Below are 26,405 nucleotides of genomic sequence, written 5' to 3' on the forward strand. Positions count from 1 at the left end.
GTGGCCGGCTCAGGGGCCGGGGGAAATCAGGGGTTCAGGGCAGGATGCGGTTGCGCAGCGTCCCGTCCTCCAGGAACAGACGGACCGTCTCCGCGGCGTTGCGCCGCATCTCGACGGCCGCAAGGTCCGAATGGAAGGCGTTGTGCGGCGTCACCACCAGCCGGCCGGCGAGCCAGTCCTCGCGCCGGCGCCAGGCATCGAGCAAGGCATGCGGCTTCGGTGGCTCGGTCGGCAGCACGTCGGTCCCGACCGCCGCGATCCGGCCGGAGCGCAGGGCCGCGTCGATCGGGTCGAGCCCGGCGAAGAGCTCGCCCCGCGCGGTGTTGACCAGGATCGCCCCGGGCTTCATGGCGGCCAGCAAGGCCTCGCCGATCAGGCCGCGCGTCTCCTCCGTCGCGGGACAGTGGAAGGTCACCACGTCCGATTCCGCCAGCAGCTCCTCCAGGCGTCGGACCCGTCGGTAGCCGACCGCCTTCTCGTGCCCGGCGGGCTGGTAGGGATCGTAGCCGAGAATGCGGTGCCCGAAGGGCTTCAGCCGGTTCACGACCGCCGTGCCGATGCGGCCGACGCCGACGACGCCGACCGTCGCCGCGCCGGAGCGCAGCAGCGGCGACAGGGTGTTGGTCTGCCAGGTCGCCTCGTAGCCGCGCGCCCGGGCGTCGTGCTCCCAGAGCCGCCGCTGCAGCGAGAGGATCATCGCGACCGCGTGGTCGGCGACCTCCTCGGTGCCGTAGTCGGGATTGTTGCAGAAGGGGATGCCGGCCTCGTGGAGCGCCGCCACGTCGACCTTCTCGTATCCGACGCCGAAGCGGACCACGATGCGGCAGCGCGCGAGCTTCGCCACGCTGCCGCGGCCGAGCGGCGTGCCCCAGACCAGCAGCGCATCCAGCCGGCCCAGCCTTTCCGGATCCAGCGCGTCCTCGCGCCGGGAGTTCAGGAAATCGATCTCCGCCAGGCCATCCAGCACCGCGGCCTCGAGGTCCGGCGGCGGAATCATATGGTCGGTGATCCCGACGACGAAGCGCATGGCGTTCTCCTGCCCACCGCTATTTCACATTTACGAATCGGCATATTCGCCGATCCCTTCATACTGCCGTGTGGTACAGGGGATTCCGCACCCTGGCAATCGCGTGAGCGCGGGGGCCGCGGGGGGCCCTGGACTTAATGCCGGTTGCGGGGCGGCCACGCGCCTGCGACCCTCGGCGTGGCGACCGAGGAGTTGGGGGCGGACATGGCGGGACGGCAGGAGATCGGGTTCCTGGGCACCGGGATCATGGGCTTCCAGATGGCCCGCCGTCTCGCGGAGGCCGGGCACGGCGTGCGGGCCTGGAACCGCTCGCCGGAAAAGGCCGAAAGGCTCGCCCCGTTCGGGGTCCGGATCGCCGCGTCGCCGGACGAGGCCGTGCGCGATGCCCACGTGGCGATCTGCATGCTGAGTTCGGGCCCGGTATGCGATGCGGTGCTCCTGGGGCCGGACGGCGCCGTCGGCGCCATGCGCCCGGGCAGCGTGCTCGTGGTCATGAGCTCGATCCCCGTCGAGACCGCGCGCGGGCAGGCCGAGGCGGCCGCCGCCCGCGGCCTCGGCTATGTCGATGCGCCGGTCTCCGGCGGCGAGAAGGGCGCGAGCGAGGGCACGCTCGCCATCATGGCAGGCGGGGACGAGGCCGATTTCGAGCGGGTCCGCGCGGTGCTGGAGGTCATGGGCCGGCCGACCCGCGTGGGGCCCGCAGGCACCGGCGAGCTCGCCAAGCTCGTGAACCAGGTGATCGTCGCCAGCACCGTCGCGGTCGTGGCCGAGGCCGTGCTGCTGGCCGAACGCGGCGGCGCGGATCCGGCCAAGCTGCGCGAGGCCCTGCTGGGAGGCTTCGCGGATTCGACGATCCTGAAGCTGCACGCGCCGCGCATGATCGCGCGCGACTTCCGCCCCGGCGGCCCGTCCAAATACCAGCTCAAGGACACGCGCACCGCGATGGAGCTGGCGGCCGGCCTCGGTCTGGAGCTTCCGGTCGCGCGGCTGGTGGACGGCCTCTTCGCGGATCTCGTCGCGCATGGCGACGGCGAACTCGACCACAGCGCGGTGATCCGCGAGATCCGGCGGCGCAACGGCCTGCCGCTCGACTGAAGGCGGGCCCGCACCGGTCCCGCTCGCCCGCCGTCATGCGTCACATCGGCCTTGAGCGCGATTTCGGGCGGTCAGGCCGTTTGTCCGCCCGGGTCGGTCTGCGGCGATTTCTCGCCCATCTGGCCGATCTCGTTCCTTGCGCGGTCGTCCTCGGCCTTGTCGTGCGGAGATTCCGTCCCCGGCTTGTTGGGGCTGCCGCGCGTGACGTCGTCCCGAGGCTTTTCGCCTTCTGGCGTGTCGGACATGCGCTCCTCCGTTCCTGCCTCCGGACGGAACCTGCGTCCGGACACCTGCAACCGACGCCGCCGGGAAACGTTCCTGATGCCGCCGGGCGTGCGCGTTCTGCGAAGGCTGTCCGCCCGCCAACCCGCGGCTCGTTCTGCCGGGCCGGCATTCAGGCCATAGGCGGATCGAGGCGCGCGAAGCCCTCCTGGCGCCGGTAGGGGAAATGGGGATAGGGCGCGGTGACGGCGCTGGCGTCGTCGAGCCTTGCGATCTGCCCTGGTGTCAGCGCCCAACCCGCGGCTCCGAGGTTCTGGCGAAGCTGCGCCTCGTTGCGCGCCCCGATGATCACCGACGAGACGGTCGGACGGCGGAGCAGCCAGTTGAGCGCGATCTGCGGGACCGACCTGCCGGTCTCCAGCGAGACCTCTTCCAAGGCATCCACCACGCGGAACAGGCGGTCGTCCTCGACGGGCGGACCGAAGCTCGCCGTGTCGTGCAACCGACTTCCTTCCGGCAGGGGCGCGCCGCGCCTGATCCTCCCCGTGAGCCGTCCCCAGCCGAGCGGGCTCCAGACCAGGGCACCAAGCCCCTGGTCGGCGCCCAGCGGCATCAGGTCCCATTCGTAATCACGGCCGAGGAGCGAGTAGTAGACCTGGTTGGCGACATAGCGGGGCCAGCCGTGCCGGTCGGCGACCGCGAGCGACTTCATGATCTGCCAGCCCGCGAAGTTCGACACGCCGACGTAACGGATCTTCCCCGCCCTCACGAGCGTATCGAGGGTGAAAAGCACCTCCTCGACGGGCGTCCGGGCGTCGAAGGCATGGAGCTGGAACAGATCGATATAATCCGTTCCGAGCCGGCGAAGCGCCCCCTCGACGGCTGCGATCAGGCGGAAGCGCGACGAGCCCGCGTCGTTGGGGCCGTCGCCCAGCGGCAGGCCCGCTTTCGTGGAGATCAGCACCGAGGCCCGGCGTCCCTTTACCGCGGCGCCCAGGATCTCCTCCGACGCCCCGTCGGAATAGACATCGGCCGTGTCGAACAGGTTGACTCCGGCATCGAGGCAGATGTCGACGAGGCGGCGCGCCTGCGCGGCATCGGTATTGCCCCAGGCACCGAAAAGAGGCCCCGAGCCGCCGAAGGTGCCCGTGCCGAAGCTGAGAACGGGAACCTTCAACCCGGACGACCCGAGCGACCGATATTCCATGATCTCACTCCTTCAGCAAGCGGTTGCGTTTGCTTGACGCCCGGGCCGCACGCGGCCCTGGCGCATGGCGAGCAGCGCTACCGCCACGGCAGCGGCCGGAAACAGCGCCGCCACCAGCGGCACGTAGGCGAGACCGGGACCGTGATCGATCACCGCGCCCCCGGCCCATGCGCCGATGGCGTTCCCGAGGTTGAAGGCAGCGATGTTGAAGCTCGATGCAAGGCTCTGCCCAGCGCCCTCGGCCTTGGACAGGACCCACATCTGCAGCGGCGCCACGGTGGCGAAGCCGGCGGCGCCGAGCAGCCCCGTGAAGAGGACGGCGGAGGCCCGGCTGTGCAGGCCCGGCGTCATGAGCGCGAGCACCAGGCCGAGCGCCCCGAGGGATCCGAGGACCGTCGCCAGGAGCCGCCGATCCGCCAGTTTTCCGCCGACGAGGTTTCCGACGACCAGGCCTCCACCGAAGACCAGCAGGATCGGCGAGACCGCGCTCTCGGTGAATCCGCCGATATGCGTCAGCATGGGGGCGATGTAGGTGAAGACCGCGAAGACGCCGGCATAGCCGAGAACCGTCGTCAGCAGGCCGAGCAGGACAGGTCCCCGCAGGATCACGCGCAGGTCTGCCCGCCAGTCCGCGCGCTCGGGAGCTCGGCCGTCCTTCGGCACCAGCGCGCCGATGACGGCCAGTGCGAGCGCTCCGACCAGCGCCACCGCCCAGAACGACGCGCGCCAGCCAAGCTGCTGCCCGATCCAGGTCCCGAAGGGCACGCCGAGGATGTTCGCGACGGTCAGCCCGGTGAACATCGCCGCGATGGCCGAGGCCTTCCTGTCCTCGCGTACGAGGCCGGTCGCCACGACCGCCCCGACCCCGAAGAAGGTGCCATGTGCCAGGGCCGTCAGGATCCGCGCGGCCATCAGGAGGCCGTAGGTGGATGCGATGGCACAGGCGATGTTGCCGAGCGTGAAGATCGCCATCAGGGCGAGCAGCACCGTCTTGCGCGGCCAGTTTCCGGACAGCACGGTCAGCACCGGGGCGCCGACGACGACCCCGAGGGCATAGCCGGAGATAAGAAGCCCCGCCTGGGCGATTGACACGCCGAGATCGGCGCTGACCTCGAGCAGCAGTCCCATGATGACGAATTCGGTGACGCCGATGCCGAAGGCTCCGGCCGTCAAGGCATAGATCGCAAAAGGCACGTCCGCTCCCACGCGTTCGAGAACACAATGGGACGTAACCTAGCCCCTGCGCCTTCGGTGATGTAGAGTGCCGCCTGTCACATCATCTGTGAAATGAATTCCCAAATGGCGCGCACCGAGATCAACCGCTCAGGCGAGATGGAGGTGTTCGTCCAAGTCGTCGAGCAGGGCGGTTTCTCTGCGGCAGCCCGCATCTGCCGAATGACGCCCTCGGCCGTCAGCAAGCTGATCGCCAGGCTGGAGGCCAGGCTCGGAACCCGCCTGATCAACCGCTCGACGCGGCGCTTCCAGCTCACGCCCGAGGGATGCAGCTTCTACGAGCGGGCAACGCGCATCCTGGCCGATATGGAGGATGCGGAGCGCGCCGCGGGCGTCGGCGAGCAGCCGGTCGGCCGAATCCGGCTCAACACCAGCGCCTCCTACGCGACGCACATCCTTGCGCCGATCCTGCCGGAGTTCCTGGACCATCACCCGGGCGTCAGCCTCGACCTGATCCAGACGGATACCGTGATCGACCTGCTGGCGGAGCGCACCGACGTGGCGGTCCGGGCGGGTCCCCTGAAGAGTTCGAGCCTCGTTGCACGCAAGCTCGGCGAGACGCCGATGGTGATCGTCGCGGCACCGGCCTATCTCCGCCGGCACGGCGAGCCGAGGACGATCGCCGAACTCGAACGCCATAACCGGCTGGGCTTCAGCTATGTCCGCGCGGTGGAGGGCTGGCCGCTGCGCCAAGGCGCCGAGTCGGTCGTTGTGCCCACGCTTGGGCGGGTCCAGGCAAGCGACGGGGAGGCCCTGCGTCAGCTTGCGCTTGGGGGAAGCGGCCTTGCACGGCTCGCGGCCTTCACGGTGCGGGAGGACGTCGCAGCCGGCAGACTCGTTCCCGTGCTGGAGGATCTCAATCCCGGCGATCGCGAGGCGTTCCACGCCATCTATGTCGGCCAGGGCGGTCTGGTGCCGTCACGGGTGAGGGCGCTGCTCGACTTCCTGGCCGAGCGCGGCCGGGTGGACTAGCCTCGTCTGGCTTGGGTGGGAGGAGAGAGGGCGCAAGCACGCATCCACAGAAGGGAGGAGTTCGTACATGACCGGGTTTATCACGTGCCTGTGGTTCGACCATGGCGAAGCGCGCAAGGCCGCGGAATTCTATGCCGCCACCTTTCCCGACAGCCATGTCGGCCGGGTGAACGCGGCCGCGGCCGACTATCCCGGCGGCCGGGAAGGCAATGAGCTGACCGTCGAGTTTACCCTGCTCGGCCAGTCCTACCTGGGCCTGAACGGCGGTCCGAACTTCAAGCCGAACGAAGCCGTCAGCTTCATGGTGCTGACGGAGGATCAGGAAGAGACCGACCGCTACTGGAATGCGATCGTCGGCAACGGCGGCAGCGAGAGCGCCTGCGGATGGTGCAAGGACCGCTGGGGCTTCTCCTGGCAGATCACACCGAAGCGGCTGATGGAGCTGACGACCAGTTCCGACCGCGACGAGGCCAGGCGTGCGATGGAGGCGATGATGACGATGACGAAGATCGACATCGCCGCGCTCGAAGCTGCGGCGGCCAGATCGGCGTAGGCCGAAGGACGAGGTCTTTCTTCGGCCATTCCAGGGGAAAGGAGACGAGCATGCCCAGCACGATCAACCTGCACCGCGTCCTGACCGCCAAACCCGAAAAGGTCTTCAGGGCCTTCGTCGAACCCGATGCGGTTGCAAGCTGGCTCCCTCCCAACGGCTTCCTCTGCACGGTTCACGAACTGGACGCCAGGGCCGGCGGCAGACACAGGATGTCGTTCCGCAATTTCACGACCGGTGGCAGCCATTCCTTCGGCGGCACTTACAAGGAGCTCGTTCCTGGCGAGCGGCTCGTCTACACCGACAGCTTCGACGATCCCAGCCTGCCGGGCGAGATGACGACCACCGTGACCCTGAAGGCCGTCTCGGTCGGCACCGAAGTGAGCATCGAGCAGCAGGGCATTCCGGACGTGATCCCGCGCGAAGCCTGCTATCTCGGCTGGCAGGAATCCCTGCGCAAGCTCGCGAAGCTCGTCGAGCCCGAGATCAGCCAGTAGAAGCGTCGATCCGGGACGAGCCAATGGAAGGACGGGCCGCCGTATCGTCGAGCAGCGGCCCGGCACCGGGGTTGAGGTGGCGGAGGTCCTCCGGCCCCTCAACCCCGGCCTCCACCCGCGGCCGGCATCAGAGGAAGAAGTAGTCGACCCCTTCCACCAGCCCGACCGCGTTCACGATGGCCTGGCCGTCGCTCCAGTCGAAGACGGTCGCCCCCTGGCTCCTGGTCACCGTGGCAGGCCCGTTGATCGTCAGCCTGTCGCCACCTGCAACCCCGGCCCCGTTGAAGCCTTGGATCCTCACGGTACCGTCGTGAAAGCCGACCTCGAAGGTATCGGCATCGCCCATGCGGCTGATGAAGGTGTCGTTGCCGCCTCCGAACCGGAAGAAATCGTCGCCGCGCCCGCCATCGAGCACCTCGTCGATGGCGCCGCTGAAGATCGTGTCATTGCCGGTGCCCGACACGAAATGCATGGATGGAAGGGAGCTGCCCTCGTCGGCCGTGTAATGGACGGTCCGGGACGTCGCCACCTCGATCCGTTCTATGGAGAAGAACCTAAGCCTGGCGCCCGTGATGCCATCGTCACTGTATGCCCCGATGGACACAGTCGGTTCATTCAGGTTGCTTGACCCCGCTCCGGCCAGATGGACGCTCATCACTGCCGGACCGACGGGTTCGTCGCCCCAGCTTGCAAACGCACGGTTGGTGACCCGCAGCACGTCGAAGCCGTCGCCGCCGTCGATGCGGCCCGAGGCCCGGGCAAGGTTCACGTTGACCGCGCCGGGATCGAAGATCAGTACGTCGTCCCCGGACCCTCCATGTGCGTCGCCGCCATCGGGGCCGAATTCTACCCAGTCGTTGCCAGCGCCGGCGAAGATGCGGTCGTAGCCCTGCTCGCCAAGCAGACGGTCGTTGCCACCGCCGCCATAGACCAGATCGTCTCCATTCCCGCCGCGGACATGGTCGTTGCCGCCGCCCGCGAAGATCCGCTCACGCTCGGACCCGCCGTCGATCGTCTCACCCTCGGGGGTTCCCCGCAAATCCCTGGGCGGAGGGGCATCCGGCATGGCTGTCCGGGGCCACGCGGGTGGCGCTCCGCGCGCGACGGAGCCTGGGCCGAAGGTAAAGGTGTTTTCGTCCCGGACCAGGCCGGTCGCGTCGATGACGATGCTGCCGGCAACACCTTCAAGGGTGGAGCTGATGAACGTCCGGCCTCCGACCTCCCTCATCTCAACGGGATCCGCTTGGGAAACGATGGCGAGCCTGTCCCCCTGGCCGAAGCCATGGACACGCTTGACGCCGTCACTGAGGCTCGAGACCGTGACCTCGTCGGCCTCGCCGGGATTGAGGACGATCGAAACGCTGCCGGCCTGAAGGTCGAAGATGTCGGAGCCGCCGCCGCCCTCGATGCGGAGCGCGCCGGCACCGCCTGCGATATCCGCCGGCCGGCCGCGAAGCTCGAACCTGTCGTCATCCGGGCTCCCGACCACGAGCATCGCGTGGCCCTCTGGTCCGGAGGTGAGGAACACGTCGGACGCGGTCCTCAGCTCGACCCTCTCGATTCCCGTGAAGGCCCCGCCCGGCACCCAGAGGCCGTTCGGGTTGGTGAAATAGAGGAATGTCGCGGCTTCTCCCGATGTCATGTACAGCCGCGCAGGGATCCTGGAGCCCCCGTCGCCGGTGAAGAACGCGTCCGAGGCCAGGCGCAGCGTGTCGTAGCCGCGCCCGCCCTCCATCCATTGCCCGCCATAGTCGGTGCCGGGCACGAGCCTGATGTTGCCGGGGCTGTAGAGCAGCGTGTCGTCCCCGTCCTCGCCATGGAGGATGTTGTTGACGCCTCCGCCGCCAAGCTGGTCGTTGCCTGTCCCGCCCGAGAGAAAGTCGGATCCGGCGTCGCCCCACAGAACGTCGCCATCACCCTCGCCCCACAATGCGTCTGCGCCATCGCCGCCATGGATCAGGTCGCCGCCGCCGCGGCCGAACAGCCAGTCGGTATCGGTCGTGCCGTTGATCACATCCGCCGCGGACGTGCCGATCTTGGTCGCCATGCGATCCCCCTCGGGAATGCTCCCGACAGGCCGCCCGGATATGGCATCAGCGTCGGTTCAACCGTCCAAGCGGCTCACCGGTCGAGACGACCTGCCAGGACGCTCCGTCCGTCACGGGGTCCCGACATGGCAGTGTCGGGGCCGGCGGATCGGCCTGCGCCATGCGCCTCCCCGCGGGCAAGGATGCAGTGCTCCTGCCCGTGCCCTTTGCCTCCAGTCATTCGGCTGGAAACGACACGATATGACGGACGCGGAGGCCGACAGATAACACTTTGGCCACCAGGGGCCTCCCTCGTGGCTTAATCTGGATGCTGCAGTGCTGATCCAAGGGACCGGAGGCGGCTATCCCTGTTGCGGCGCGACGGGCGGCACCCGGGTCAGCAGGGCCGCGACGACGAGGCCGGCGGCCGACAGGCCGCCGACCAGCAGCACGACGCCGGGCCAACCCGCGGCGGTCCAGAACAGCCCACCGACCGATCCCGCGATGCTGGATCCCATGTAGTAGGACAGCAGGTACAGCGCCGATGCCTGGGCCCGCCCCGCCCTGGCCCGCAGCCCGACCCAGCTGCTGGCGACCGAATGGGCGCCGAAGAACCCGAAGGTGAAGACCGCGACCCCGAGGATCACCAGGGCAAGCGGCTGAAGCAGCGTGATCCCGAGGCCCGCCAGCATCAGTAGGATCGCGCTCCACAGCACGCGGCGGCGCCCCATGCGGTCGGCCAGCCCGCCCATCCAGGCCGAGGAGATGGTGCCGGCGAGATAAACCAGGAAGACGAGGCCGACCAGGGTCTGGCTGAGCCCGTAGGGCGGCTCCAGCAGGCGGAAGCCCACGTAGTTGTACACCGTGACGAAGCCGCCCATCAGCAGGAAGGCCGAGACGAACAGAAGCCGCAGGCCGGGGTCGCGCAGGTGCGCCCCCAGCATGCGCGCCAGCCCCGCCGTGCCGCCGCGGCTGGGCTGGAAGTGCCGCGAGGCCGGCAGGCTGCGCCACAGGATCACCGCCGCCCCGAGGCCGAGGCAGCCGAGAGTCGCGACCGCGACCCGCCAGGACGCAAGGTCCGTCACCGCCGCGGTGATCAGCCGGCCGCCCATGCCGCCCACCGTCGTCCCGGCAATGTAGAGTCCGATCGCGCCGCCGATGGAGCGCGCCTCGATCTCGTCCGTGAGATAGGCGACGGCGACCGCGGGCAGGCCGCTGAGCGCCAGCCCCAGCAGGGCGCGCAGCGCCACCAGATGGGCGAAGTCGTCGACCGCCGCGGTCGCCAATGTCGTGAGCCCCGAGGCCACGAGCGCGGCCGCCATCACCCGCTTGCGTCCGAACGCCTCCGAGATCGAGCTCGACACCAGCATGGCGAAAGCCAGCACGGCCGTCGCGGCCGACAGCGTCAGGCTGCTGGCGGCCGGCGACACCGCGAACTCGTCGGCAAGGACCGGCAGCAGCGGCTGCACGCAGTAGAGCAGCGCGAAGGTCGAGAAGCCCACGGAGAAGACGGCCGCCATGGTCCGCCGGTACTCGGCCGTCCCTACCGCGATCCGGGTCGAGGCGGGCGGCGCGTGGAGCGTCGCATCTAGGGGCGCGTCGGGCGGCGTCCGGTGTGGCGGACCGGGCAGCATCGGGGCGGGTCTCCGGGTGGCGTGGGCTGGCGGGATACCGGTCGCCAGCCTACGCCATGCCGGAAAAGGCGCCTCCCCGGTTTGCGCAGGGCGCCTTCGCGCCGCACGCAGGGCGCGGCCCGGACCAGGGCCACCCCCGTTCCGAGCCGCGTCCGCCGCTAGGTGAACAGGTAGTCGCGGCCGGCAGTTAGCCCGACCGCGTCGACGGTCACGCTGTGTGCGCCGCCATTGTCGTCGTGCCACGAGAAGACCGTCCGCCGTGCATGTTCGGCCACGTCGAGAACCGGGGTCCCTTCGCCGGTGAAGCCGAAGAACTCGAGGACGTCCCCGGTGTTCCACCCCAGGATGCGGTCGTGGTCCGTGCCCCACGCCTCGTAGCGGAATGTGTCGCTTCCGGTCCGCGCGCTGATGATCGTGTCGTCGCCAAGACCGCTGGCGTAGGTGTCGCCGCCATCCCTGCCCTGCAGCGTCTCGGCTCCGCTGCCGCCGATGAAGCTGTCGTGGAACCGGGTCCCCAGAACCGTCAGGGCCATGTCGGTAGCGTTGTGATAGGTCAGCGGCCCGTTGCCGGAGACCTCGATCCGCTCGATCCCGGAGAGCGTCGCGCCGATGGCGGTCACGCCTTCGGTCTCCCAGGACGGGTCTCCCATCATCACGGTGCGGTGCTCGCCGTTGAAGGCCGGGATCTCGTCGTCGAGGTAGATCAGCGTTCCTGACGGGACCGTCCGCTGCGAGACCTCGCCCGTCTCGGGATCGAAGACGGTGGTCGTCACCGTCGTATTGTTCACGATCCGCAGCGTGTCTCGCCCCGTACCGCCGTCCAGGGTGCCGAGCGGGTCGCCAACATGATCGTTGACGGAGATGCGGCCGGGGTTCCAGGTCAGCAGGTCCTTGCCGGACCCGCCGAACAGGTGGTCGGGTCCCGCCTGCCCCCACAGCCGGTCGTTCCCCATCCCGGCGTGCAGCCAGTCCTCGCCGGCACCGCCCCAGAGCCGGTCGTTGCCCCCGAAGCCGTAGATCTCGTCCTTCCCCGAAGTGCCGAGGATGGTGTTCGCCCAGTTGTTGCCCTTCCTGATGGCCATTCAGGCCTCCTTGTGGTCGGTTCCGGCACCGTCGGGCGCGGCAGCGCATGGCCCGGCGGCGATCTCGCGTCTTGCGTCGGTCAGCCCCGCGACGGCGCGGGGCTTGGGGGCGGACGGGTCCGGGACGGGCGGACGGCTTCGCGCGCGGAGCGCCGTCACGCCTGGCGGGAACGGCCCCGCCCTCCCTTCCCCAATCGCCCGTCCGGGGGTCGGGACGCCGCAGGTCGATCCAGGTCGACGTTCACGGCACGGGGCCAGTCTGGTGTGCGTCCGGCGCGGCTGTCACCGCTGGGCGCGGCTATTCCCCCTATCATTTCGCGATATCCCCGAAGGGGTAGAAGACGCAGCAGCGGTCCTCCGGACGCCTTGGGCCACGGTGGGACACGTGGAACTCAAAGACCCTCCTCCGCCGGAATGCAGACGCTCCGCCCCGCCCGCCCTGGCACGGGCAGGACCTCGACCGGCACGCCGTAGACGCGCCGTAGCGCCGCCGGGGTGATCGTCTCGGCCGGCGAGCCGCAGCCCACAAGGGATCCCTCGGCCATGAGGGCAACCTGGTCCCCGCAGGCGAAGGCATGGTCGGGCTCATGGGTGGAGAGCACGATGCCGATGCCCCTGTCGGCCAAGCGCCGGATCAGCCCCAGGACCCGGGCCCTGTTGCAGAGATCGAGGCTCGCGGTCGGCTCGTCCATCACGAGGTACGGCGCCTCCTGCGCAAGGGCGCGCGCGATCAGTGCGAGCTGGCGCTGACCGCCCGACACGCGCGTGTAGGGCTGGTCGGCGATCCCGGCGATGCCCATGGCCTCCATCGCCTTTTCCGCCGCCTCGCGGTCGCGCGCGCCTGGGGTCGAGAAGGTGCCGAGATGGACCGCGCGCCCCATCAGGACCGTGTCCCGGATCGTGAAGGGGAAGTAGCCCGCGAAGGCCTGCGGAACATAGCCGATGCGCCGCGCGGCCTGCCGACGGGTAAGTGCCGCCAGCCGGGCGCCATCCACGAAAACGGCGCCGCCCTGCGCGGGCAGGAGGCCCAGCAGGGTGCGGAACAACGTCGTCTTGCCGCAGCCGTTGGGACCGAGCAGGACCGTGACCGAGCCGCGCGCCACGGTCAGCGAGACGTCTCGGCCCACCGGGCGGCCGGGATAGCCGAAGGCGATGCGCTCCGCGACGAGGCTCATGTCCAGGGCCGCCGTGTGCGCGCCAGCAGCCACAGGAAGAAGGGCGCGCCGAGCGCGGCGTTCAGGACGCCCAGCGGGATCTCGGTCGCGCCGAGCATGCGGGCGGCCGTATCCACCCCCAGCAGGTAGGCGGCCCCCAGCAGTGCCGAGGCGGGAAGCAGCCGGACGAAGTCCGGCCCGACCAGCATCCGCGCGAGATGCGGCACGACGAGGCCGACCCAGCCCACGACGCCCGCCTGCGACACAGCAGCCGCCGTCATCAGCGTCGCCGCCACGATGAGCGCCGCGCGGATCCGTCCCGTCTCCACGCCGAGCGCCCGCGCCTCCTCCTCGCCGAGCGACATCAGGTTGACGCGCCAGCGCAACAGCGCGAGCGGCACCAGCCCGACGAGCACCGGCAGGGCCAGGGAGGCGAGATCCGGCGCCTTGACCGAGGCGAGGCTCCCAAGAAGCCAGAAGGCGATCGCAGGAAGCTGGTCGTAGGGATCCGCCAGCCAAGTCAGCAGCGAGACGCCCGCGCCGAGCAGCGATCCCACGACCACGCCCGCCAGCACCAGCACCAGAGCCGCGTCATGGCTCGACCGCACCGCGCGCGTGATCGCCAGGACGGCGGCGACGGCCGCGATGCCCCCGGCAAAGCCCAGCCCCTGGATCGCCGCCACCGGAAGCGACAGGAAGATCCCCAGCACGGCGCCGAACGCCGCGCCCGAGGAAACCCCGAGGATGTCGGGCGAGACCAGCGGGTTGCGGAACAGCGCCTGGTAGGTGCAGCCCGCGGCGGCCAGTGCCGCGCCGACCAGCAGCGCCGACGCCACCCGAGGGAGCCGGACCTGGAGGACGACAGTGTCGATCGCCGGCGCGAGGTCGCTGGGCATACCCAGTACCGCCGAGGCCAGGACACGGGCGACGTCCAACGGGTGCACCGGGAACTTCCCGACAGCGAGCGCCAGCACCGCCAGCAGGCAGAGCGCCACGGACGCGGCCGTGAACGCGCCGATCCCGCCCCGGGTGCGCGGGGATGGGGATACGGATCCGTCCGCGGCGGCCTCGCCCGGACTCACGCGCCCGCCCCCTCCAGCAGCCGGTCGAGCTGCGCCGCGCTCGGCTCCTGATGGTAGAAGAGCGCATGGAACTCGGCCGCGTCGCGGCGCACGTCCCCTGGGGCCGCTCCCGGATAGAGCACGCGCTGCAGCCAGCGCACGCCGATCAGCCGGTTCACCGAGGGTGGCTGGTCGAACCAGCCGAAGGGAAGGTCGGGAGAGCGGTAGACGCGCCCCTCGCGCACGGCGCGCAGGCCAGCCCACCGCGGATCGCTCCTGACGGATCCGAAGAAGGCCCGGTCGATCGTCAGGACGATGTCGGGGTCCCAGGACAGGATCTGCTCGAACGACACGGCGGCGATGCCGCCCCGGCCGGCGGCGGCCGCGACGTTGCGCGCGCCGGCGACCTCGAGCAGCTCGACATTGATGGAGCCGTCGAGCCCCGTCTCCAGCCCGTCGGCGCCGCGGGCGTAGTAGACCCGCGGCCGCGCGGCCTCGGGAACCGCGGCGGCCGTGGCGCCGGCCTCGGTCACCACACGCTCGGCATAGGCGGCCAGCCGCCCGGCCCGGTCCTCGACGCCGAGGATCGAGCCCAGCCGGCGCAGCGTCGCGGGGATCGTCTCGAACCGGCCGTCGAAAAGGGCGACGGGAAGCCCCGTCTGCTGCTGCACGCGGTCGGCAAGCGAGACGTAGGTCGGCGCGATCGTGCCGTAGTCCAGGATCAGGTCCGGCGCGGCGGCAAGCACCGTCTCGACATTGGCGGTGTCGCCCCGCCCCGTCAGGCGGCCGAGCTCGGGAAGGCCGGCATAGCGTTCCGGCATGAAGGCGGCGGCCTGGGCGCCGGGACGGCGCGTCCAGCCGAGCAGCCTGTCGGGAGCGAGGACATAAAGCAGAATGGAGGCCGGGTGCCCCGCGGCATAGATCCGCTGCGGCGCTGCCGGGATCCGGACCTGCCGGCCGGCGTCGTCGGTGAAGGCCACCGGTGCCGCATGGGCGCTCCATGCGAATGCTGCGCCGGCCAAAAGGCCAGCCGGGAGCTTCAAGGCGTCGCGCCTTCTGATCGGTTTCATGGCATGTCCGGGGTCGGGGTGCCGCAAGCCGGCCCAGCTCGGCGCCCGCGGCATGGGGCGACTCTGGTGCGCCCCGACGGCGGCTGTCACCGCTGGTCGCGGCTACTCGCTCCATGATTTCGCGATATCCCGCTCGGCAGGCGATGGCGCATCGGCATTACCCTAAATGATGGCCGGCGACCCGGCGCTGCCTCGGCCGGCGAAGAAGACGTCTAGCCACGTGCCACCCGCCCGTGCATGATCGCCACGGATTTCCCGATTTCCGGAAATCCTGCAGGTTTTCGCACAGAGACCAATGAACGAGATCGTCGACGCTTTCGCTGCTGCGGCCGCCCTCGTCCTCAGCGCCGATCCGGCCTTCCTGGAGATCGTCGGCCTGTCGCTGCGCGTGACGCTGACGGCGGTCGCCGTCGCCGTGGCGATCGGGCTGCCCGCGGGCGCGCTTCTGGCGATCGCCCGCTTTCCCGGACGCGGCGCGCTCGTGGTGCTGTTCAATGCGCTGATGGGCATGCCGCCGGTGGTCGCCGGCCTGGTGATCTACCTGCTGCTCTCGCGTTCGGGCCCGCTCGGCACTCTCGGCCTCCTGTTCACCCCGACGGGCATGGTGATGGCGCAGGCGGTGCTCGTCCTGCCGATCGTCCTGTCCATCGCCCGCCAGGTGATCGAATCGCTCTGGGCGGAATACGAGGAGCACCTGCGATCGCTGGGCTCCTCGGCGCTGCGGGCGGTCCCGACGCTGCTGTGGGACGGCCGGTACAGCTTGATCACCGGCATCCTGGCGGGTTTCGGCCGGGCCAGCGCCGAGGTCGGCGCCGTGATGATCGTCGGCGGCAATATCGCGGGCGCCACCCGCACCATGACCACCGCCATCACGCTCGAGACCGGCAAGGGGAACCTGCCGCTGGCGCTGGGTCTCGGCATGGTGCTGCTCTCGCTGACGCTGGCGATCAACATCGCGGCACATCTCGTCGCCCTCGTGGGCCAACGCAGGTCCGGGTGAGGCGCCGCATGCGCGCAAGCCCCACCATCCTGCCCCTGCGCCTCTCGGGCGTCGCCTACGACGTCGGCGGCCGGCGCCTCGTCGAGGGGATCGACCTCGTGCTCTCCGGGCCCGGGCGCGTGATCGTCCTCGGGCCCAACGGGGCCGGAAAGAGCCTGTTCCTGCGCCTGTGCCACGGCCTGCTGAGCCCGACTCAGGGCAAGGTCGAATGGCTCGGCCCCGGCGCTTCCCTCAAGGCGCGGCGCCATCTCCTGGTCGCGCAGCGGCCGGTCATGCTGCGCCGGTCCGTCCTCGGCGACATCATCCATGCCCTCAACCTCGCGGGCCTCGGCTGGACCGCCCGGCGCACGGCGGCGCGCGCGGCGCTGGAGCGCTTCGGCATGACCGCGCTCGCCGACCGCCCGGCGCGCATCCTCTCGGGCGGCGAGCAGCAGCGCCTTGCCCTCGCTCGCGCCTGGGCCCTGAGGCCCGAGGTGCTTTTCCTCGACGAGCCGACGGCCAATCTCGACCCGTCCGCGACGCGGGCCGTGGAGGCCATGATCGACGCCTTCCATGCCGAGGGCACCAAGGTGGTGATGACCACCCACGATCTCGGCCAGGCGCGGCGCCTCGCCGACGAGATCCTGTTCATGGACCGCGGGCGGCTGATCGAGCGTGCGCCGGCCGGCGCCTTCTTCGAGGCCCCGCACGCGCCGGCGGCCGCAGCCTTCCTGCGCGGAGACCTGCCCTGGTAGGCACGCCCGACGAAGCCAAGGCGAGACAAAGCCAAAAGGAGAGGACAGTCATGCACCGAGCGTTCGCGGGCCGCCTGTTCGGCGCAGTCCTGGTGGCCGGCCTTGCGGCCGGCGTCCCCGCCCACGCCGGCGCGCAGGACAAGTTCATCACGGTCGCCTCGACCACCTCGACCGAGCAGTCCGGGCTGTTCGGCCATATCCTGCCGCTCTTCAAGGCCGAGACGGGGATCGAGGTCCGCGTCGTCGCGCAGGGCACCGGCCAGGCGATCGAGACGGGCCGGCGCGGCGATGCCGACGTGCTGTTCGTGCACGACAAGCCGTCCGAGGAGAAGTTCGTCGCCGAGGGCTTCGCCGCGCGCCGCTACGACGTGATGTACAACGACTTCGTGGTCATCGGCCCCAAGGCGGACCCGGCAGGGGTCAAGGGCGGCAAGGATGTGACGGCGGCCCTGAAGCGGATCGCGGAAACCAAGGCGCCCTTCGCCTCGCGCGGCGACGACAGCGGCACCCACAAGTCCGAGCAGCGCCTGTGGCAGCAGGCCGGAATCGACGTGAAGGCATCCGGCGCCGGCTGGTACAAGGAGACCGGGTCCGGCATGGGCCCCACCCTGAACACCGCCGCCGCCATGGGCGCCTATGCGCTGGCCGACCGCGGCACCTGGCTAAGCTTCCAGAACGGCCGCGACCTCGAGATCGTGGTCGAGGGCGACAGGCGGCTCTTCAACCAGTATGGCGTGATGCAGGTGAGCCAGCAGAAGCATCTCCACGTGAAGGCCGATCTCGGGAAGAGCTTCGTGGGCTGGATCCTGTCGGACAAGGGCCAGAAGGCCATCGCCTCGTACAAGATCAACGGCGAGCAGCTCTTCTTCCCCAACGCCGCCAAGAGCGGCTCGTGACCCGCAGCGCCAGATCCTCGGCGGCCTTGGAGGTAATGGTCGAGGTGGTGAGCTGTACACCGACCTCGACAGTCACCCTGGTGGAGACGGGCCCATGCTCGACGGTGCGGACCTTGCCCTTGAGCTGGTTGCGGGCGCCGAGTTTCATGTCTGACGTCGATCGGTGAAGGACATGGACGAGATGGCGCGAGGCGCCCGCAATGGCACGGCGGCCGGGAAGGCTGTCCCCGGCACAGCCCCGGGGATGTCGCCGGGCGGGCTGCCGGAGCTCATGAACACGCACGAGGTCGCGACCTATGTGCGACTGAAGGAGCGCAAGATCTACGACCTCGTCAGCCGCGGGCTGATCCCGTGCACGCGGGTCGGCGGCAAGTGGCTGTTTCCCCGTCGCGAGATCGATGCCTGGCTGGCCGAGGGCGTCGGCGGGCGCCCGTCCGCTGCGGGCCGGGCCGGGTCACCGCCCGTGATCGCCGGAAGCCACGACCCGTTCCTCGAATGGTGCGCGACCGAATCCGGATGCGGGCTGGCCCTGCTGGGGGGCGGCAGCCTGGATGGTCTCGACCGGCTCGCGCGCGGCGAGGCGCTGGCCGCAGGTATCCACGTCCTGGACCCCGCCAGCGGCACCTACAACACACCGGCGATCGAGGAGCGTCTCGGCGGGCTGGGCGTGGTGGCGATCGCCTGGGCGGAGCGCGAGCAGGGGCTGGTCCTGCCTGCCGGGAACCCGCTGGGGATCGCCGGCCTCGGCGACCTGGCCGAACGGGGAGCGCGGCTGGCTCTGCGGCAGCCCGGCTCCGGCGCGCAGATCCTGCTGGAGCACCTGCTGGACAGCGCCGGGATCGATCCCAGCCGGCTCGCCACGGTGGGCCAGGCCGTGCGCACCGAGATGGAGGTCGGCTTCGCGGTGCTCGACGGAAAGGCTGATGCGGGCCTTGCCGTCGCGGCCGTGGCCCGCCGCCTGCGGCTGGGTTTCCTGCCGCTGTACAGCGAGCGCTTCGATCTCGTGATGCGGCGGCGGGACTATTTCGAACCCGCGATGCAGGCGCTGCTGGATTTCGCGCGGAGCCCCGATGCGCTCCAGCGCGCGGCCGAGCTCGGCGGCTACGACGTCTCCTCCCTGGGCGCCGTTCGCTACAACGCTCCTGACTGAGCCGGGCGTCCGGCGGTCAGTCGCCGACCTCCAGGACATGGCCGAGCCGGCTCCGGAACACCGCGGAGCGCTGCGGCTTCACGAAAAGCGCTGTGATCTCCGGGTGCCGGGCCTTCACCCGGGTCTCGATGCGCTCCACCGCAGCCTCGATGGCGGAGGCCGGCACGGCATCGCCGAACTCGACGCTGAGATTGGCGACCACCTGATGCGGCGCGAGATGCACCGTCAGCACGCCGTTGGCGTGGTCCACGGCCGGGTCCTCGGCGGCGATGGCGAGGATCGAGCGCTGCACGGCCGGGTCGGCTGCCTCGCCGATCAGCAGGCCCTTGGTCTCGCGGGCCAGGATCGTGGCCGTCGCGGCGAGCACCAGCGCGATCCCGATCGAGGCCAGCCCGTCGAGTTCGGGCCGGTCGAGGGCCTGGGCGGCGGTGATGCCGGCAAAGGCGATGGCGAGGCCGATCAGCGCCGCGCTGTCCTCGAACAGCACGGTGAAGGTCGTCGGATCCTTGCTGCGCCGTACCGCCTCGATGTATCCGCGCCGCCCCTTGGCCGTGCGGAAGGCCCGCAGGGCGACGAGCCACGACCCGCCTTCGAACAGGACGGACAGGCCGAGCACGATGTAGGTCACCGTCACGTCCTCGACTGGCTCCGGCCGGCGCATGTGGACGATTCCCTCGTAGAAGGACACGCCGGCGCCCAGCGCGAAGACCAGCAGGGCCACGATGAAGGTCCAGAAATAGAGTTCGCGGCCGTGGCCCAGGGGATGGGCGCGGTCGGGCGGACGCGCGGCCCGGCGCATCCCGTACAGCAGCAGGATCTCGTTGCCGGTATCGACAAGGGAATGAACGCCCTCGCTGAGCATGGCCGAGCTGCCCGTCCAGCCAGCTGCCGCGAACTTCGCCAGGGCGATCGCGAAGTTCCCCGCCAGCGCGGCATAGACGACTGTCTTCGACGAGGAGTGCTGCGTTGCCATGGATTCATCCGCCGGTCCAGGATTAGCTGAACCGTGCGCCCCCAATTCCGTTGCAGGACCACGCGCAGCGGCGATCCTGCAACGGAATGGGGAGCGTTACCGCGGTCCCGGCTGCGACGGCAGGGCGGCTGCGCTGTTTCAAATAGCTTTCCGTATTTCGAGAGGGAGTGAGCAATGGCGTCCGCCAACGATCCCGTCTGGTTCATCACGGGCTGCTCGACCGGCTTCGGCCGGGAGCTTGCCCAGCTCGTCCTGGAGCGCGGCTGGCGCGCCGTCGTGACCGCGCGGGACGCCGACCGGGTGCGGGATCTCACCGCCGGCCACGAGGGCCGGGCGCTCGCCCTGTCGCTCGACGTGACCCGCACGGAGCAGATCGCGGCGGCGGTGAAGGCGGCCGAGATGCGCTTCGGGTCCATCGACGTGCTGGTGAACAACGCGGGCTACGGATACCAGTCGTCCATCGAGGAAGGTGACGACGCCGAGATCCGCGCCCAGTTCGAGGCCAATGTCTTCGGGCTGGCGGCGATGATCCGCGCCGTGCTTCCCGGCATGCGCGAACGTCGGCGCGGCCATGTCGTGAACCTGTCCTCGGTTGCGGGCTTCGTCGGTTACGAGGGGTCAGGGTACTACGCCGCGACCAAGCATGCGGTCGAGGGCCTTTCGGACTCCCTCGGCCGAGAGGTCGCGCCGCTGGGGATCCACGTCACCTGCGTCGAGCCCGGCCCCTTCCGCACGGACTGGGCCGGACGCTCGCTGCACCGGACGCGTCCCGCCATCGCCGACTACCAGGACACCGTCGGCAAGCGCCAGCAGGCGACCGCCGACATCAGCGGCAGGCAGCCGGGCGATCCCGTCCGGGCTGCGCAAGCGATCATCAAGGCCGTCGAAGCGGAGGCGCCGCCGAAGCACCTGGTGCTCGGGGCCTTCGGCTTCGGTGCCGTCACCGGCAAGCTGCGCGAAACCCTGGCAGAGATCGAGGCATGGAAGGACACGGCCATCGGCGCCGACTTCCCTGAAAACGAGCGCTGACAGCGCCCCGGGAAGAGGGTCCGGAGTCGCGGCTGACCTGAGCGGAGCGCGCTTGCCGCGCCGTTCGGCGCAGGCCACATTGACCCGCCCCGGCTGAGGTCGGGTGCCCGCGCCTCCATTCCCGCCCGGCTTGCCCGCCTTTTCCGTCCATCCATGCTGAACCAGCGCGACTCCGTCCTGTCGATCATCGTCGGGGCCTCCATCCTGCAGGGTGCGAACGGCCTGCTCCAGGCGCTGCTCCCCCTGCGCATGCAGTTCCTGGGCATGGCCTCGACCGAGATCGGCCTCGTCGCCGCCGCCTACGGGGCGGGCTTCGTGGCCGGCTGCCTCTTCGTGCCGCGCTTCGTCAGGCAGTTCGGCTACATCCGGGCCTTCGCGAGCCTCGCCGCCGCCGCGGGGATCATCGTGCTCGCCTTCACCCAGGCGACGGGCGTCGTCTCGTGGACGCTTCTGCGCGCGCTGTCGGGCACCGTCCTGGCCGGCCTCTTCACCGTAGCCGACGGCTGGATCAGCGCGAAGTCCCATGCGGGCAACCGCGGGCAGGTCCTCAGCAAGTACATGATCAGCACGCGCGTGGCGCTGATCCTGTCGCCCTTCCTCGTGGCGGCGGGGTCGATCGGCGGCGACGGCCTCTTCATGGTGGTGAATGCCCTGCTGTGCCTGTCGCTGCTGCCGGTGGCCTTCACAATGGGCGAGACGCCGGCGACGCCGAACCTGACGGCGCTGCGCCTCAGGGACCTGCTCGAGGCCGCGCCCTCGGCGCTGGTCGGCTGCTTCTTCATCGGGCTCATCAACGGGCCGATGGCGGCCCTGGCTCCGGTCTACGGCACCCGCATCGGGCTGAGGCCGGAGCTGGCAGCCGGCCTCCTGGTTGCGCTCCAGATCGGCAGCGCGGTGATGCAGTGGCCGCTCGGCTGGCTGTCGGACCGCATCGACCGCCGGCTGGTGCTCGCGGGCATCGCGGCCGGCACGGCCGCGGTGTCCCTGCTGATGGCCGGACTTCCGGACACGCCCGCGCCGGCCCTGGTCTATGCGGGGTTCCTGGCCTGGGGCGGCCTTGCCTTCTGCGGCTATGCCATCTGCGTCGCCCATGCCAGCGACGTGGTCCCGCCCGAGCGCATCGTGCCGACGGTCAGCGGCCTGCTCGTCGCCTGGGCGGCCGGCGCCATGCTGGGGCCGGTGCCCGGCGCCGCAGCCCTCGACCATGCGGGGCCGGGGGGCTTCTTCCTTTACCTGGCGCTGGTGGCGGCTGGGCTCGGGCTGTTCGTCCTGCACCGCATCCTGCGGCTTCGGCGCCTGCCGGCCCCCGGCGGCTTCTCCGATGTCCCGGCCTCCAGCCCGGCCACCGCCGCCATGGTGCCCCAGGCACCGGCCCGGAACGACGCCACCACCGGCGGCTAGGCTCGGTCCCGGACTGCGCGTCCGGTCGTCCTTGCGGCGCCGGACCGGCGGTGTTTGTTATGACTCTGCGCAATCCAGCCGCGGACTATTGCCGCATACACCTTTCTAGCCTTCGACGGGACGGAGGAACACGCTAGGCTGCGGGGACGCGGCGCCGGTCGAACACCGGCCTCAAGGCACGAAGATGCCGACGAGCCGGACCTTGGCGATTCCGGCCGCATGGCGAGGAGGAGATGGGATGTTGAGGACGATGTTGCTTGCGGGCGTGGCTCTTGCCTGCATGGCCGGGACGGCTCAGGCGCAGATCTCGGATGGCAAGGTCAAGATCGGCGTGCTGAACGACCGCTCGGGCATCTACGCCGACCTCGCAGGCGAGGGATCCGCGATCGCGGCCCGCATGGCGGCCGAGGAGATGGGCAATGCCATCGACGGCAAGCCGATCGAGATCGTCGTGGCGGACCATCAGAACAAGGCCGACATCGCGGCAAACACGACCCGCGAGTGGATCGACGCCAGCCAGGTGGACGTCGTGGCGGATGTTCCGAACTCTGCGGCCGCCCTCGCCGTCCAGGAGATCACCCGCGACAAGAAGCGGATCTTCCTGATGTCCGGCCCGGGCTCGACGGACCTGAGCGGGAAGGCCTGCTCGCCCTACGGATTCCAGTGGGCCTATGACAACTACGCCATGGCCGCCGGCACTGGCCGCGCCCTGGTCGAGCAGGGCAAGAAGAAGTGGTTCATCCTGACCGCGGACTACGCCTTCGGCCATTCGCTGGAGAACGAGACCGCCAAGATGGTGAAGGCCCTGGGCGGCGAGGTGGTCGGCACGGTCAGGCATCCCCTGGCGACTCCCGATTTCTCGTCCTATCTGCTGCAGGCCCAGGCCTCGGGCGCCGACGTCATCGGACTTGCCAATGCGGGCTCGGACGCGACGAACGCGATCAAGCAGGCCGCCGAGTTCGGGATCACCCAGTCGGGCCAGAGCCTTGCCGGGCTGCTGCTGTTCATCACGGACGTCCATGCCCTCGGGCCGCAGGTCGCCCAGGGGCTGATGCTGACGACCGGCTTCTACTGGGATCGTGACGCGGACAGCCGCGCCTGGTCCGAGAAGTTCGAGAAGCTCGCCCGTGCGAAGCCGACCATGGTGCAGGCCGGCGTCTACTCCGCCGTGCGGCACTACCTGCAGGCGGTCAAGGCGGCCGGAACGGACGATCCCGACAAGGTCGCGGCGAAGATGCGCGAGACGCCGGTCAACGACATGTTCGCGAAGAACGGCCGGATTGCGGCCAATGGGCGCATGTTCCACGACATGTATCTGGCACGGGTCCGGGCACCCGCTGATTCCAAGACGCCCTGGCAGTACTTCGAGATCGTGAAGACGATCCCGGCGGACCAGGCCTTCATCGAGCCCGCGAAGAGCGGCTGCCCGCTGGTAAAGGGCTGAAGGCGCGATCGGCCGGCACCGCGCCGCGCTTGTGCGGCGCGGTGCCGGCGGGAGAGGCCGCCGCTTTACGCCCCGACCGCGCGGAGTGCGCGCGCGGCTTCGGCGCCCCCGATCACGATGGTGGGGCGCCATCCCTCCAGACTAGGGATGCCGCCCTCCGCGACCGGATCGCCCAACCGGTCGAGCGGCATCCAGTCGTTCCGGTTCCGGCCCCAGGCCTCCAGCCCGGCGGCACGGACCAGCGCCAGGCCTGCTCCCACATCCCAGACGTTCGGCCGCTCGAACCGCGCGGCCGCCAGCAGGCCGGCCGCCACGAAGGCGCATTCCACGGCGGCGGATCCGGACTTCCGGGCGTCGTAGGACGGATCGAGCCCGACTCCCGTCTCGGGCAGGCCGACCAGGCGCCGGCGGACGGCCGGATTGGGCTGCCTGGCAAGCGGCTCCTCCTCGAAGCAGAGCGGACCGCCGAGATGGGCATGATAGACGCCGGATCTCAGGGCATGGGTCGTCGAGCACCAGACCGCGCCCGCGACCGGCACGCCGCGCCGGAGCACGCCGACCGAAGCTGCGAACAGCGGGAAGCCGTTTACAAAATTCGCCGTGCCGTCGACGGGATCGACGACCCAGACGAACTCGCCCCCGGTCCCCTTGTGCGCCTCGAACTCCTCTCCGAGGATCGCATGATCCGGGAAGCGCTTGCCCAGCCTCGACCGGATCAGTTCCTCGGCGTGCCTGTCCACCTCGGAGACGGGATCCCGAAGGGACGCGTCGTCCCCCGACAGGTTCTTGTAGGCGACGGCGAGCATGCGTCCGAGCGCCGAGACGATCTCGGTGCCGGCCAGCCGCGCCAGCTCCACCGCCGTCTGCTCGATCTCCCGGAGCTCCTGCTCGCCGGCAGGTCCGTCAATCCCGGCCATTCGGTCCCTCCTGTGCTCCCTGCGGCTGCCCAGGCGGCTCCTGGACCAGCATCCGCAGCGCGCGGGCATGGACCCTGAGCTCGATCGTCCCCCGGCCGTCCTCGGGGTCCCTGAAGCCGTCCTCCACCCGCATCATCTCGCCGCGCCAGGCAATGGTGACCGCCCGGCCGCGCGCGACGCGCACGGGGGCGGGCGTGCGGTCGATGGCCCCGCTGCACAGCCATGCGAGAAACTCGTCGCGCCTCGCGGCTTCCAGCCAGACGACGTCGAAGAATCCGTCGCCCGGATCTGCCCCGGGCGCCAGCGCCAGCCTGGGTCCCACCAGCGGGAAGTTCAGCACCTCGACGAACAGCGCGTCTTCGGTCGGCAGCGCCGCCCCGTCCACGGAGACGTCGAAGCGGCGCGGACGCGCCCCGAGCAGAGCGCCATGCAGTTGCCCCCGCGCATGGACGATCTCGTCGCTGGCGTCGAGGTCCATGTCGTCGGTCTCCGCCATCGCATGGGCCACGCATCCGAGCCCCAGACCCTCGGCCAGGATGCCCTCGCCCCAGGGCGCCGAAACCACGCCAAGGTCGATCCAGCGTGGCCGCGCATCGCGCCAGCCACGAATGGCCTGCTCCGGCCGGCCCGAGATCCCGAGCGAGCGGGCGATGTTGTTCGCCGTCCCCGCCGGCAGCACCGCGACCGGAACGTCCCGCCGCCGCATCGCCTTGATGACCTTGACGACGGTGCCGTCGCCGCCGGCGACGGCGATCAGGTCCGTGTCCGAAGCCAGCGCCTCGATCCATCCGGGATCCCCCGCGGCGTGGAACCGGGCCTCGTATCCGACCGCCGCGAAGGCATCGCAGAGCCGCTCCGGAACGGCCTTCCCGGTGCCGGCCGCGCTGTTGTGGATCACGGTCACACGCACTACCGGCCTCCAAGAATGAATTCGGGTACTGGAAACCGGCACCGGGGCGCATCGTCACGGCGTGCGGCGCCGCACCCGGAGCTCAGGCCCCGTCGAGGAAGTCGACCCGCCCATCGTCGAGATCGTAGCTCGCGGCCACGATCTTCAGTCTTCCGGTGCCCACGGCCTCGGCCAGGATCGGCCCCTCCGTCCGCAGCCGCGCGGCGGTTGTGCGGGCGTTCTCCTTCACGGCCATCTCGACGAGATCGCCGCCCTGAGCCCGGGCACGCACGACCGCGGGGATGATCGGCTCCACCATCTCGCCGATCGCACCGGGCAGGACGGTTCCCTTCTGATACACCTCCACGGCAGCCATGACGGCGCCGCAGCGTTCGTGGCCGAGCACGACGACGAGCGGCACGCCCAGCTCGGCGACGGCGTATTCAATGCTTCCGAGCGCCGCCCTGTCCACGGTGTTCCCTGCAACCCGGACGATGAACAGCTCCCCGAGGCCGCGGCCGAACAGCAGCTCGGGCGGTACCCTGCTGTCGGAGCAGCCGACGAGCACCGCGAAGGGCTTCTGACCGCGCGCGATCTCGAGGCGCCGCTCCCGCCCCTGCGCCGCCCGGTACGGGGCGTCGGTGACGAAGTTGGCATTGCCTTCCTTGAGCCGCGCCAGCGCCTGGTCTGGCGTCAGATCGGTCTTCTCGCTCGCTGCGAGCACGACCCCCGGCCGCGCGGCGAGACTCGCGCCGCCGAGGGCCGCGAGCCAGAGGAAGGCCCGGCGCGCCGGATGGGCAGGTGACTTGTGCGAGGAGAATCGCATGCTGTTGCCTCCGCGATCGGGTGGAGCATGTGGTGTCGATCCGTCGTGCGCCGACGGCATCAGTCCAGCAGCAGGAAGGCGAGCCCGATCAACAGGAGGGCGAGCACCGCCAGCAGCACCGCCTGCGTCGCCCGCAGCCGGGCGGGCGTGTCGACCTGCGCGTGGGGCGGAAGGTCGTCGGGGCTGCGGCGCGCCGCCCTGGCCTCGCCGGATGGGGTGCCGCGCGCATCTTCGGGTCCCGGGTTCATGGTGGCGCTCCGCGCATCGGTCTGGTCTTCTGAGGGAAGAACAGGCGACGGTGGCGCCCGTCGCCGG

27 protein-coding genes are annotated in these 26,405 nt (G+C 70.3%); 11 read left to right on the top strand and 16 right to left on the bottom strand.

From position 1 onward, the window contains the following. Window positions 1-34: 34 nt before the first annotated feature. Entirely contained in the window at window positions 35-1,027 is a 993-nt protein-coding gene (locus JUB13_RS03140) for a C-terminal binding protein (RefSeq protein ID WP_207477129.1), read from the bottom strand. Between the two features lie 204 nt (window positions 1,028-1,231). Here JUB13_RS03140 and JUB13_RS03145 point away from each other — a divergent pair, with 204 nt between their 5' ends. Continuing rightward, window positions 1,232-2,122 carry an NAD(P)-dependent oxidoreductase gene (locus tag JUB13_RS03145; RefSeq protein ID WP_207477131.1) on the top strand — a complete coding sequence of 297 codons (891 nt, stop codon included), beginning with the start codon at window positions 1,232-1,234 and terminating at the stop codon, window positions 2,120-2,122. 71 nt (window positions 2,123-2,193) lie between these two features. On the opposite strand, the gene JUB13_RS03150 is transcribed toward JUB13_RS03145, so the two are convergent. The 3 genes from JUB13_RS03150 to JUB13_RS03160 form a co-directional block, all read right to left on the bottom strand. Continuing rightward, window positions 2,194-2,367 carry a hypothetical protein gene (locus JUB13_RS03150; RefSeq protein ID WP_207477133.1) on the bottom strand — a complete coding sequence of 58 codons (174 nt, stop codon included), beginning with the start codon at window positions 2,365-2,367 and terminating at the stop codon, window positions 2,194-2,196. Window positions 2,368-2,516: 149 nt separating this feature from the next. After that, complete coding sequence (locus JUB13_RS03155; protein WP_207477135.1) at window positions 2,517-3,551, bottom strand: aldo/keto reductase; 1,035 nt, start codon at window positions 3,549-3,551, stop codon at window positions 2,517-2,519. 12 nt (window positions 3,552-3,563) lie between these two features. Further along, the gene (locus JUB13_RS03160; RefSeq protein WP_207477137.1) at window positions 3,564-4,745 is read right to left on the bottom strand and encodes an MFS transporter; all 1,182 of its coding nucleotides are present in this window, start codon (window positions 4,743-4,745) and stop codon (window positions 3,564-3,566) included. 105 nt (window positions 4,746-4,850) lie between these two features. Here JUB13_RS03160 and JUB13_RS03165 point away from each other — a divergent pair, with 105 nt between their 5' ends. From JUB13_RS03165 to JUB13_RS03175, 3 genes are all read left to right on the top strand, one after another. Further along, entirely contained in the window at window positions 4,851-5,756 is a 906-nt protein-coding gene (locus tag JUB13_RS03165) for a LysR family transcriptional regulator (RefSeq protein ID WP_207477139.1), read from the top strand. A 67-nt stretch (window positions 5,757-5,823) separates the two neighbouring features. Beyond that, complete coding sequence (locus JUB13_RS03170) at window positions 5,824-6,309, top strand: VOC family protein (RefSeq protein ID WP_207477141.1); 486 nt, start codon at window positions 5,824-5,826, stop codon at window positions 6,307-6,309. Between the two features lie 50 nt (window positions 6,310-6,359). After that, entirely contained in the window at window positions 6,360-6,803 is a 444-nt protein-coding gene (locus tag JUB13_RS03175) for an SRPBCC family protein (RefSeq protein ID WP_207477143.1), read from the top strand. 127 nt (window positions 6,804-6,930) lie between these two features. Here JUB13_RS03175 and JUB13_RS03180 read toward each other — a convergent pair whose 3' ends face one another. The 6 genes from JUB13_RS03180 to JUB13_RS03205 form a co-directional block, all read right to left on the bottom strand. Continuing rightward, entirely contained in the window at window positions 6,931-8,850 is a 1,920-nt protein-coding gene (locus JUB13_RS03180; RefSeq protein ID WP_207477145.1) for a calcium-binding protein, read from the bottom strand. A gap of 342 nt (window positions 8,851-9,192) precedes the next feature. Next, window positions 9,193-10,464, bottom strand: a complete 1,272-nt coding sequence (locus JUB13_RS03185; protein ID WP_207477147.1) for an MFS transporter — start codon at window positions 10,462-10,464, stop codon at window positions 9,193-9,195. Window positions 10,465-10,622: 158 nt separating this feature from the next. Continuing rightward, window positions 10,623-11,546, bottom strand: coding sequence for a calcium-binding protein (locus JUB13_RS03190; protein WP_207477149.1), 924 nt, complete (start codon window positions 11,544-11,546; stop codon window positions 10,623-10,625). A 392-nt stretch (window positions 11,547-11,938) separates the two neighbouring features. Continuing rightward, window positions 11,939-12,721, bottom strand: a complete 783-nt coding sequence (locus tag JUB13_RS03195) for an ABC transporter ATP-binding protein (RefSeq protein ID WP_207477151.1) — start codon at window positions 12,719-12,721, stop codon at window positions 11,939-11,941. Continuing rightward, window positions 12,718-13,782 carry a FecCD family ABC transporter permease gene (locus JUB13_RS03200; RefSeq protein WP_328702852.1) on the bottom strand — a complete coding sequence of 355 codons (1,065 nt, stop codon included), beginning with the start codon at window positions 13,780-13,782 and terminating at the stop codon, window positions 12,718-12,720. Before JUB13_RS03200 ends, JUB13_RS03195 begins: the two co-directional genes overlap by 4 nt. Beyond that, window positions 13,779-14,831 (bottom strand): ABC transporter substrate-binding protein, encoded by a 1,053-nt coding sequence (locus JUB13_RS03205; RefSeq protein WP_207477153.1) that lies wholly within the window; start codon window positions 14,829-14,831, stop codon window positions 13,779-13,781. Before JUB13_RS03205 ends, JUB13_RS03200 begins: the two co-directional genes overlap by 4 nt. Before the next feature lie 295 nt (window positions 14,832-15,126). On the opposite strand from JUB13_RS03205, the gene JUB13_RS03210 reads away from it, so the two are divergent. The 3 genes from JUB13_RS03210 to JUB13_RS03220 are packed head-to-tail and all read left to right on the top strand — an operon-like array spanning window position 15,127 to window position 17,461. After that, the gene (locus JUB13_RS03210; RefSeq protein WP_207477155.1) at window positions 15,127-15,831 is read left to right on the top strand and encodes an ABC transporter permease; all 705 of its coding nucleotides are present in this window, start codon (window positions 15,127-15,129) and stop codon (window positions 15,829-15,831) included. 8 nt (window positions 15,832-15,839) lie between these two features. Further along, window positions 15,840-16,565, top strand: coding sequence for an ATP-binding cassette domain-containing protein (locus JUB13_RS03215; protein WP_207477157.1), 726 nt, complete (start codon window positions 15,840-15,842; stop codon window positions 16,563-16,565). 50 nt (window positions 16,566-16,615) lie between these two features. Further along, window positions 16,616-17,461, top strand: coding sequence for a substrate-binding domain-containing protein (locus JUB13_RS03220; protein ID WP_207477159.1), 846 nt, complete (start codon window positions 16,616-16,618; stop codon window positions 17,459-17,461). Here the strand turns inward: JUB13_RS03220 and JUB13_RS32180 are convergent. Next, window positions 17,412-17,609 (bottom strand): TOBE domain-containing protein, encoded by a 198-nt coding sequence (locus tag JUB13_RS32180; protein WP_207477161.1) that lies wholly within the window; start codon window positions 17,607-17,609, stop codon window positions 17,412-17,414. The two genes, JUB13_RS03220 and JUB13_RS32180, sit on opposite strands and share 50 nt — an antisense overlap. 24 nt (window positions 17,610-17,633) lie before the next feature. On the opposite strand from JUB13_RS32180, the gene JUB13_RS03230 reads away from it, so the two are divergent. Then, window positions 17,634-18,611 carry a helix-turn-helix transcriptional regulator gene (locus JUB13_RS03230; protein WP_236024672.1) on the top strand — a complete coding sequence of 326 codons (978 nt, stop codon included), beginning with the start codon at window positions 17,634-17,636 and terminating at the stop codon, window positions 18,609-18,611. Window positions 18,612-18,627: 16 nt separating this feature from the next. On the opposite strand, the gene JUB13_RS03235 is transcribed toward JUB13_RS03230, so the two are convergent. Further along, window positions 18,628-19,584 (bottom strand): cation diffusion facilitator family transporter, encoded by a 957-nt coding sequence (locus JUB13_RS03235; protein WP_207477163.1) that lies wholly within the window; start codon window positions 19,582-19,584, stop codon window positions 18,628-18,630. A 174-nt stretch (window positions 19,585-19,758) separates the two neighbouring features. Between JUB13_RS03235 and JUB13_RS03240 the strand changes: the two genes are divergently transcribed. From JUB13_RS03240 to JUB13_RS03250, 3 genes are all read left to right on the top strand, one after another. Beyond that, window positions 19,759-20,613: an oxidoreductase gene (locus tag JUB13_RS03240; RefSeq protein WP_207477165.1), complete on the top strand. Its 855-nt coding sequence runs from the start codon at window positions 19,759-19,761 to the stop codon at window positions 20,611-20,613. 153 nt (window positions 20,614-20,766) lie between these two features. Further along, window positions 20,767-22,014 (top strand): MFS transporter, encoded by a 1,248-nt coding sequence (locus JUB13_RS03245; RefSeq protein WP_207477167.1) that lies wholly within the window; start codon window positions 20,767-20,769, stop codon window positions 22,012-22,014. Between the two features lie 238 nt (window positions 22,015-22,252). Further along, complete coding sequence (locus tag JUB13_RS03250) at window positions 22,253-23,458, top strand: ABC transporter substrate-binding protein (protein ID WP_207477169.1); 1,206 nt, start codon at window positions 22,253-22,255, stop codon at window positions 23,456-23,458. Window positions 23,459-23,523: 65 nt separating this feature from the next. Here the strand turns inward: JUB13_RS03250 and JUB13_RS03255 are convergent, their stop codons facing one another. The 4 genes from JUB13_RS03255 to JUB13_RS03270 all read right to left on the bottom strand — a co-directional run bounded on the left by JUB13_RS03255 (window position 23,524) and on the right by JUB13_RS03270 (window position 26,338). After that, window positions 23,524-24,375: an inositol monophosphatase family protein gene (locus JUB13_RS03255; protein WP_207477171.1), complete on the bottom strand. Its 852-nt coding sequence runs from the start codon at window positions 24,373-24,375 to the stop codon at window positions 23,524-23,526. Next, window positions 24,362-25,285 (bottom strand): diacylglycerol/lipid kinase family protein, encoded by a 924-nt coding sequence (locus tag JUB13_RS31975; RefSeq protein ID WP_207477173.1) that lies wholly within the window; start codon window positions 25,283-25,285, stop codon window positions 24,362-24,364. The genes JUB13_RS03255 and JUB13_RS31975 overlap by 14 nt, the downstream gene beginning before the upstream one ends. 82 nt (window positions 25,286-25,367) lie before the next feature. After that, on the bottom strand, window positions 25,368-26,090 hold the full coding sequence (locus tag JUB13_RS03265; RefSeq protein ID WP_207477174.1) for a carbonic anhydrase: 723 nt from the start codon (window positions 26,088-26,090) through the stop codon (window positions 25,368-25,370). Window positions 26,091-26,149: 59 nt separating this feature from the next. Beyond that, the gene (locus JUB13_RS03270) at window positions 26,150-26,338 is read right to left on the bottom strand and encodes a hypothetical protein (RefSeq protein ID WP_207477177.1); all 189 of its coding nucleotides are present in this window, start codon (window positions 26,336-26,338) and stop codon (window positions 26,150-26,152) included. Window positions 26,339-26,405: the final 67 nt, after the last annotated feature.

The sequence above is a fragment of the Arenibaculum pallidiluteum genome, assembly GCF_017355985.1.
Lineage (GTDB): Bacteria > Pseudomonadota > Alphaproteobacteria > Azospirillales > Azospirillaceae > Arenibaculum > Arenibaculum pallidiluteum.